The sequence below is a fragment of the Actinophytocola sp. genome, assembly GCF_035762905.1.
Lineage (GTDB): Bacteria > Actinomycetota > Actinomycetes > Mycobacteriales > Pseudonocardiaceae > DASYTH01.
This window is the reverse complement of the sequence record NZ_DASUCC010000078.1, coordinates 39,738-47,682: the sequence shown is the minus strand read 5'-3', so window position 1 is coordinate 47,682 and position 7,945 is coordinate 39,738. Positions and strand designations below refer to the sequence as shown.

Genomic DNA, 7,945 nt, shown 5'->3' with positions numbered 1-7,945 from the left:
GTCCGGTGGCCAGCGCCGCGCCGGCGGTCCGGCGGCCGGGCCGCCGGCGTGACCCGGGGCGAGATCAGCGAGACCACATGGACTCCTTGCGCACCAGCGGAATCAGCTGCCGCTGGACAGGGACTCCGTGATCGCCGGGTTGTGTTTGTCGAGTGCGTCGGAGACCCCGATGTCACCGAAGATCGCTTCGATCGCGGTGCCGGTCCACGGCCCGTTCGGGTCGTTGTAGGTCTTGCCGAAGTTGACCGAGATCGGCGTCTGGCCCGCACCGGCGAGCTTGTTGAACGTGCCCAGCCGCGGATCCTGCTTGGCATAGGTGTTCTCGGCCAGGTCACTGCGCACGGTGATGTTCTTGTTCTTCGCCACCACCTCGACCTGCGCCTGGTCGGACAGCGTCCAGGAGATGAAGTCCCAGGCCTGTGCGGCCTTCTGGCTGTTGGCCGAGATGCCGAGCACGTCGCCGCCGACGAACGAGGAGGTGCCGCCGGTCAGACCGGGGATCGGCGCCACACCCACCTCGAGGTCGGGTCCCTCCTTGACGCTCTGCAGCACCGTGGAACCCAGTGGCTGGATGCCGATCTTGCCGTTGGTGAAGTCCTGCGTCCAGGTCGGACCGTTCTCGTTCTTGGCCGTCTGCGGGACGATGCCTTCCTGGAACATCTTCCGGTACAGCGTGTAGACCTCGGTCGCCTGCTGGTTGTTGATGGTCGAGGCGGTGCCCTCCTCGTTGAGCACGGAGCCGCCGGACGCCCAGATCATCGGCCAGGTGGTGAACAGGATGCAGCCGGGGCACTGGCCGCCGAAGAAGTAGCCGCTCGCGCCGGTGCCCGCCGCGCTGATCTGCTTGGCGTGGTTGTACAGCTCGGTGAGGTTGGTCGGCGGCTTCTCCGGGTCGAGACCGGCCTTGCGGTAGAGGACCTTGTTGTAGAACACCGCGGACAGGTCGATGTCGTGCGGCACGCCGTAGATCTTGTCGTCGTGCGTCGCGGTCTTCATGTGCGCGGGCGCCAGCGTGTCCTTGAAGGGCAGCTGGTCGACCCGCGCGGTGATGTCCAGGAAAACGCCCTTGGACGCGTAGTTGGGTGCGTAGACGACGTCGGCGGCCAGCACGTCGGGCAGGTCGCGCGCGCCGGCCGCGGTGCCGACCTTCTGCTGGTAGGAGTCGGCCGGGATGACCGTGAGCTGCACCTTGTTCTTGTGGCTCGCGTTGTAGGCGTCGATCAGCGTCTGGGTGAAGGTTGCCGTCGGGGCCCTGGTCCACATGGTGATCGTGCTGCCGTCGTCGGTGGCGCCGGTGTCCTGTGGGGACGAGCCTTCGGGCGCGCTCTGGCAGGCGGCCAGGAGCACTGCCGAGCCGAGCACGGCGACCAGGGAGGTGGAGAGCCTCATCGCTGCTCCTCGCGGTCGGAAAATCCGGAAACCGATTTCCGGATCTTAGGTTCGCCCTGGGCGGGCTGTCAATCGTCGGGTTACCCTGTAGCGACCGGTTAGGACGGTAAGGACATCGGAAAATGACGCAAACCGCAGGAAAAAGGTCGGACCCGGTGACGATCAGCGACGTCGCCGCGCTGGCCGGGGTTTCGGTGGGCACGGTGTCCAAGGCGCTCAACGGCCGAGGGTCGCTGCGCCCGGAGACCCGGGACCGGGTGCGCGAGGCGGCCGAGCGGCTCGGCTTCCAGGCCAACGCCGCGGCCCGCAGCCTGAACACCGGCCGCACCTACACGGTCGGGATGATCACCACCGACACGATCGGCCGGTTCAGCATCCCGCTCATGATCGGCGCGGAGGACTCGCTCGGCGCCGGGCAGATGTCGGTGTTCCTCTGCGACGGTCGCGACGACCCGATCCGGGAGCAGTACTACCTGGACACCCTGCTGCGCCGCCGGGTGGACGGCATCATCGTGACCGGCCGCCGGGCCCGGTCCCGGCCGCCGATCCGGGCCGGCCTGCCGGTCCCGGTGGTCTACGCCTTCGTCAGCTCGACCGACCCGCGGGACTGCTCACTGGTGCCCGACGAGGGTGGCGGCGCGGCCAAGGCCATCGAGCACCTGCTCGCCGTCGGCCGGTCCCGCATCGTCCACGTCACCGGTCCCGAGCACCACCACTCCACCCAGGTCCGCGCCGCCGCCGCGGCGGCGGCCGTCGACCTCGCCGCGCCCCCGATGTTCGGCGAGTGGAGCGAGTCCTGGGGCCGGCACGCGATCGGCATGCTGCTCGCCACCGGCGCCGAGTTCGACGCCGTGTTCTGCGGCAGCGACCAGATCGCCCGCGGCTGCGCCGACGCGCTGCGCCTGGCCGGCCGCCGCGTCCCCGACGACGTCGCCCTGGTCGGCTTCGACAACTGGGACGTCATGGCACTGGCCTGCCAACCCCCGCTGAGCAGCGTCGACCTGGAACTCCAGGCCCTCGGCCGCGCCGCCGCCGACCGCCTCCTGGCCGCCATCAACGGCTCCCCCGCCCCCGGCCTGCACACCCACCCCTGCCGCCTGATCGTCCGCGAGTCGAGCGCCGCTCCCCTGCCCGGCTGACGCCGGCGCTAGCGCGGCGCCGGCCGCGGCTCCCCGGCCAGGCACCAGTGCGGGCCGACCGACCAGCCGAGCAGCCGCCGGCCCGGCCCGCCGCGGTTCGTCCCGGTGAACGCACCGCCGGCCACGACGTGCGCCAGCCCGTCCACCGCCGGAGCGAACCGAACCAGCCCGGCCTCGGTGACCCGGTCGCGCAGCGTGCCGATCGCCACCTCCTGAACCTCCCGCTCGCAGAAGCTGAGGAAGAACACCGCCTGCCGCCAGCCGTAGGCGACGTTCTTGATCATCTGGAGCGCGGCGTGCCGGTCGGGGCACGGCATGGCCTGCCGGCGCACCACCCAGCGCAGGATCCGGTCGGCCAATTCCGGGGCCACGTCCCGGATCTGCTCGCGCAGGTCCAGCGCGTCCACGAGCACGGCGAGGTTGTGCGTGGACAGGATCTGGCTCTGCTCCAACACCGTGCCGTTCCTGGCGACCGGCTGCCGGCGTCGAGCTGCGCCTCCCTTGCCCGTGCCGCGCAGGCCGCGGCGAAATCGTCCGCGGTCCGCCGGGCCCAGCGCGGCCGCTTGCGCCGCGGGCGCGGCGCGGCGGCCCAGGTGCCGGCGTCCGGCAGGTCGTAGTAGCGGGCATAGAGCGACCCGGCGAGCAGCGCGCTCGCCCGCTCCGCCGCCAAGCGCCACTTCACGGTGAAGGTGCCCATGAAGATGTCGGCGGCCACCTCCTCGACCAACGGCACCGACAGCCCGGCCTCGGTGGCCAGCGCGCCCAGCTCCCGAACCAGCGGGTTGGGCAGGATGGCCGCCGGGAAGGCGGTCAGGGCCAGCATCGTGGCCTGCCGCAGAGTGCCGAGCGCGGCCCGCTTCGTGTCCGGCCGGTGCGCGCGGAGCGGCTCGAGGGCGGCGATCCAGGGCAGCTCGCCGAACTGCACCTGGTGCTCGAGGTTGAGCAGCAGGAGGCTGCGCCGGCGCCGGAAGGCGGCGTAGGTCAGCGCGTAGACCGGCTCGATCTCCGCGTCGTCCAGGTTGGCCGCGAGCAGACTCGCGGTCAGCTGCGGCAGGACCTTGGCCAGCACCTCGCCGGAGTTGATCACGCCCCGCGCCACCAGCTCGTCCACCGGCGCCTCGAGCGCCCGGGGCACCTTCGCGACCACATTGTCCGGAACGGCCACGCCGGCCGGGATGCCCGGCGCCTCGCCCACGGCGGTCTCGGCCGTGACCGGGTCGAGCTCCGGGAGCCCGCCGTCGGCCGGGTAGCGATCCAAGCGCCAGCCGATCGGCGGTTACTTGATGCCGGCCGCGTCCATGCCGCGCAGTTCCTTCTTCAGGTCGGCGATCTCGTCGCGGAGGCGGGCGGCGAGTTCGAACTGGAGGTCGCGGGCGGCGTTCATCATCTGGTCGGTGAGTTGTTGGACGAGGTCGGCGAGTTCGGCGCGGGGCATGGTGGAGACGTTCTCCCGGACGTAGACGCCGGAGGAGCGGCCACCTGGTTCGCCTGCGGCGCGGCGGCCACGGGAGGCGTTGCGGCCGGAGCCGCCGATCGGGACCTCGGAGTCGGAGGCCTCGGTGTAGACGCGGTCCAGGATGTCGGCGATCTTCTTGCGCAGCGGCTGAGGGTCGAGACCGCGTTCCTCGTTGTAGGCGATCTGCTTGGCGCGGCGGCGGTTGGTCTCGTCGATGGCGTGCTTCATCGAGTCGGTGACCGTGTCGGCGTACATGTGGACCTGGCCGGAGACGTTGCGGGCGGCCCGGCCGATGGTCTGGATGAGGGAGGTGCCGCTGCGCAGGAAGCCCTCCTTGTCGGCGTCCAGGATCGAGACCAGCGAGACCTCGGGGAGGTCGAGGCCCTCGCGGAGCAGGTTGATGCCGACCAGCACGTCGAACTCGCCGAGCCGGAGCTGGCGGAGCAACTCCACCCGGCGCAGGGTGTCCACCTCGGAGTGCAGGTAGCGCACCCGCACGCCCAGCTCGAGCAGGTAGTCGGTGAGGTCCTCGGACATCTTCTTGGTCAGCGTGGTGACCAGCACCCGCTCGTCCCGTTCGGCCCGGGTGCGGATCTCGTGCACCAGGTCGTCGATCTGGCCCTCGGTGGGCTTCACGATCACCTCGGGGTCGATCAGGCCGGTCGGCCGGATCACCTGCTCGACGAACTCGCCGCCGGCCTGGCCCATCTCGTACGGCCCGGGAGTGGCCGACAGGTACACCGTCTGACCGATCCGGTCCTGGAACTCCTCCCAGGTCAGCGGCCGGTTGTCCAGCGCGCTCGGCAGCCGGAACCCGTGCTCGACCAGGGTCCGCTTGCGCGACGCGTCGCCCTCGTACATGCCGCCGATCTGCGGCACGGTCACGTGCGACTCGTCGATCACCATCAGGAAGTCGTCCGGGAAGTAGTCGATCAGCGTGGCCGGCGCCGAGCCCGCGCCCCGCCCGTCCAGGTGCCGCGAGTAGTTCTCGATCCCCGAGCAGAACCCGACCTGCCGCATCATCTCGATGTCGTACGCGGTGCGCATGCGCAGCCGCTGCGCCTCCAGCAGCCGGTTCTGCTTCTCCAGCGTGGCCAGCCGCTCCGCCAGCTCGGCCTCGATGGTGCGGATGGCGTGCTCCATCCGCTCCGCGCCGGTGACGTAGTGCGTGGCCGGGGAGATCCGCACGGTCTCCACCTGCCGGACGATGTCGCCGGTGAGCGGGTGCAGGTAGTACAGCGCCTCCACCTCGTCGCCGAAGAACTCGATCCGCACGGCCAGCTCCTCGTAGGCCGGGATGATCTCGACGGTGTCCCCGCGCACCCGGAACGTGCCGCGGGTGAACGACAGGTCGTTGCGGGTGTACTGGGTGTCGACCAGCGCGCGGAGCAGCACGTCGCGCTCGACGGTCTCACCGACGGCCAGCCCGATCGTGCGGTCCAGGTACTCCTGCGGGCTGCCGAGGCCGTAGATGCAGGACACCGAGGCGACCACGACCACGTCCCGCCGGGACAGCAGGCTCATCGTCGCCGAGTGCCGCAGCCGCTCGACGTCCTCGTTGACCGAGGAGTCCTTCTCGATGTAGGTGTCGGTCTGCGGGACGTAGGCCTCGGGCTGGTAGTAGTCGTAGTAACTGACGAAGTACTCCACCGCGTTGTCCGGGAAGAACTCGCGCAGCTCGTTGGCCAGCTGCGCGGCCAGCGTCTTGTTCGGCGCCATGACCAGGGTCGGCCGCTGCACCCGCTCGATCAGCCAGGCCGTGGTGGCCGACTTGCCGGTGCCGGTCGCGCCGAGCAGCACCACGTCGCGCTCCCCGGCGCGCAGCCGCCGCTCCAGCTCGTCGATGGCCGCGGGCTGGTCGCCGGCCGGCTGGAACGGGCTGGCCATGCGGAACCGGCCGTCGGCCCTTGGGATGTCGCCGATCGGTCGCATCGCGGAGTGTGAGGTCACGATTGCCACGCCGACGAGGCTACGCGCGGCCCCCGACAATCTCAGGCGACGACCTCGAGCCGGCCGCCCCGGATCCGCTCCAGCGCCACGCCGGTGCCCAGCACGGACCGGGCATGCGAGCTGCACCAGTAGAACCGCACCGCGTGGTAGACCGTGGCCGGGTCGCAGGCCAGCCGCGCGGTGCGCACCGACTGCCGGCGGCGCCCGCAGCGGATGACGATCGCGTTGCGGCCGAACGCGGTCACGGCCTCGACCGCGGTGATCTCGTCCCACGGGATCAGCCGGGTGCCGGCCCCGGCCTCGAACACCACCCCGGCACCGGCCAGCAGTACCGACGGCGGCTCGGTCCGGTCCCGGCGCAGCCCGGTGAGCGCGGCGCCGGCCAGCATCCCGCCGGCCACCGCGCAGACCACCGCGCCGATCAGGAACGCCGGCGCCCGCCGGGTCAGCGCCAGCACCACGCACAGCACCCCGCAGCCCACCAGGACCACGGCCAGCACCGCCCACCCGGCCAGCGCGGGGTTCGGCGCGCGCATCGGGAACCGCGGGCCGCGCAGCACGCCGCCGGCCAGCGTCACCTCGCCGGTGGCCACCCGCACCGGCCGGTCCCGGCCGAGCAGGAACGCCGCGATCAGCACCGCGACCGCGGCGAGGGCGAACAGCGCCCCGGCCACCGGGTCGTCGAGGGAAACCACGACCGCCGCCCCGAGTCCGACCACCGCGACCGGCATCGCCGGAGCGAACCAGGCCCCCGGGTCACGCCGTGACCAGGGCGAGGTGCGCGTGGTCGTCGCCGGCTCGGTCACGGGGCGAGACTAGCCAACGGTGTGCCAACCTCGCGGTGTGAACGGCGCACTTCACCCACCCAAACTCGAGGTGTTCGACATCGAGGCGATGACCAACACCGATCCCAAGGGCTTCGTCCGCCCGGTGGACGAGTACCGGCTGGTGGAGCACGGCCTGTTCATGGCCCGTCCGGTGGCCGGCCATCCCGATCTCGCGTACTTCCAGTCCTGGCTGCTCCCCGGCATGGGGCTGCGGGTGAACAAGTGGGACCGGCACCCCGGCGTACCGTCCGACCTGGACTTCTACATCGACGTGGTGGACATCGAGACCGGTCCGGCCTGGCGCACCACGGACCTGTACCTGGACATCGTCGTGCGCACCGGGCTGGACCAGCGCCTGCTGGACGCCGACGAGACGCTGGCCGCGCTGACCGCCGGACTGATCGACCAGGACGCGGCCGAGCGGGCGTTTCGCCGGGCGTTCCGGGCGGTGGACGGGATCGCCGCCGCGCGGTGGGACGTGGACGCCTGGCTGGCCGCCCAGGGTGTCGCGATCACCTGGCGGCACTAGTCAAGGCCCTGAATCGATCTTTGTTCGGATCGGTATCCAACCGGGTGCCAGACGTGACATAACGAATCAGGACCCGCCGTCACGGCCCGCACGCTGACGACTACCCTCTGGACCTGTGGGAACGGCGATCACCCCGCAGCTGGTTGATGTGGTTGACACGGTCACGGCGGTCCGTAGTTACTCGTCGGGTACGGCCCGGCAGTTGCGGACGTGCCAGGAAGAGCGCTGGGGGTTGCGCACCGAGTGCCCCACGCCCGAGGACCCGTTCTACGACTCCGAGGTCAGCTGGCTGATCCCGGAGGCGAACCTGCGCCTGACCCACCGGCGGCCGCGGTCCCGGCACGCCAAGGGCGCGCCCAGCGAGCTGACCGCCGTCCGGGTGTTCCACGACGGTCGCTACTGGCGGACCACCGACCTGCTGCTCGGCCTGGCCGCGCCGGGCGGGTCGAGCGCACGCATCATCCGGTCGGAGGAGTTCGCCGCGGCGGTGGCCGGCCGGGTGCTGCTGGTCGGCGACGCCGACCTGGCCCTGCGCACCGTGCACAAGACGCTCGAGGAGCTCAGCCGACACCGGCACGACGTGAGCGCGTGGCTGACGTTCAAATACATCTTCGAGGTATGGCCGCCGTTCTGATCCGGCATCCACCGATCGGTT

8 protein-coding genes are annotated in these 7,945 nt (G+C 71.2%); 3 read left to right on the top strand and 5 right to left on the bottom strand.

Annotated elements, in window-relative coordinates:
- Positions 1-102: 102 nt before the first annotated feature.
- Complete coding sequence (locus VFV67_RS16345) at positions 103-1,389, bottom strand: sugar ABC transporter substrate-binding protein (protein WP_326470960.1); 1,287 nt, start codon at positions 1,387-1,389, stop codon at positions 103-105.
- Between the two features lie 155 nt (positions 1,390-1,544).
- Between VFV67_RS16345 and VFV67_RS16340 the strand changes: the two genes are divergently transcribed.
- On the top strand, positions 1,545-2,528 hold the full coding sequence (locus tag VFV67_RS16340; RefSeq protein WP_326470959.1) for a LacI family DNA-binding transcriptional regulator: 984 nt from the start codon (positions 1,545-1,547) through the stop codon (positions 2,526-2,528).
- Positions 2,529-2,536: 8 nt separating this feature from the next.
- Here the strand turns inward: VFV67_RS16340 and VFV67_RS16335 are convergent, their stop codons facing one another.
- Genes VFV67_RS16335 through VFV67_RS16320 form a run of 4 tightly spaced genes read right to left on the bottom strand, consistent with a single transcriptional unit; the run spans position 2,537 to position 6,740 of the window.
- Positions 2,537-2,845, bottom strand: a complete 309-nt coding sequence (locus VFV67_RS16335; protein WP_326470957.1) for a hypothetical protein — start codon at positions 2,843-2,845, stop codon at positions 2,537-2,539.
- A complete protein-coding gene (locus VFV67_RS16330) occupies positions 2,809-3,786 on the bottom strand; it encodes a hypothetical protein (protein ID WP_326470955.1) in 978 nt (325 codons plus the stop codon). The genes VFV67_RS16335 and VFV67_RS16330 overlap by 37 nt, the downstream gene beginning before the upstream one ends.
- Before the next feature lie 18 nt (positions 3,787-3,804).
- Positions 3,805-5,916 (bottom strand): excinuclease ABC subunit UvrB, encoded by a 2,112-nt coding sequence (gene uvrB, locus VFV67_RS16325; protein ID WP_326470961.1) that lies wholly within the window; start codon positions 5,914-5,916, stop codon positions 3,805-3,807.
- Between the two features lie 59 nt (positions 5,917-5,975).
- Positions 5,976-6,740: a hypothetical protein gene (locus VFV67_RS16320; protein ID WP_326470953.1), complete on the bottom strand. Its 765-nt coding sequence runs from the start codon at positions 6,738-6,740 to the stop codon at positions 5,976-5,978.
- A gap of 37 nt (positions 6,741-6,777) precedes the next feature.
- On the opposite strand from VFV67_RS16320, the gene VFV67_RS16315 reads away from it, so the two are divergent.
- Complete coding sequence (locus VFV67_RS16315) at positions 6,778-7,290, top strand: DUF402 domain-containing protein (RefSeq protein WP_326470950.1); 513 nt, start codon at positions 6,778-6,780, stop codon at positions 7,288-7,290.
- Positions 7,291-7,405: 115 nt separating this feature from the next.
- Positions 7,406-7,924 (top strand): hypothetical protein, encoded by a 519-nt coding sequence (locus VFV67_RS16310; protein ID WP_326470948.1) that lies wholly within the window; start codon positions 7,406-7,408, stop codon positions 7,922-7,924.
- Positions 7,925-7,945 lie beyond the last annotated feature (21 nt).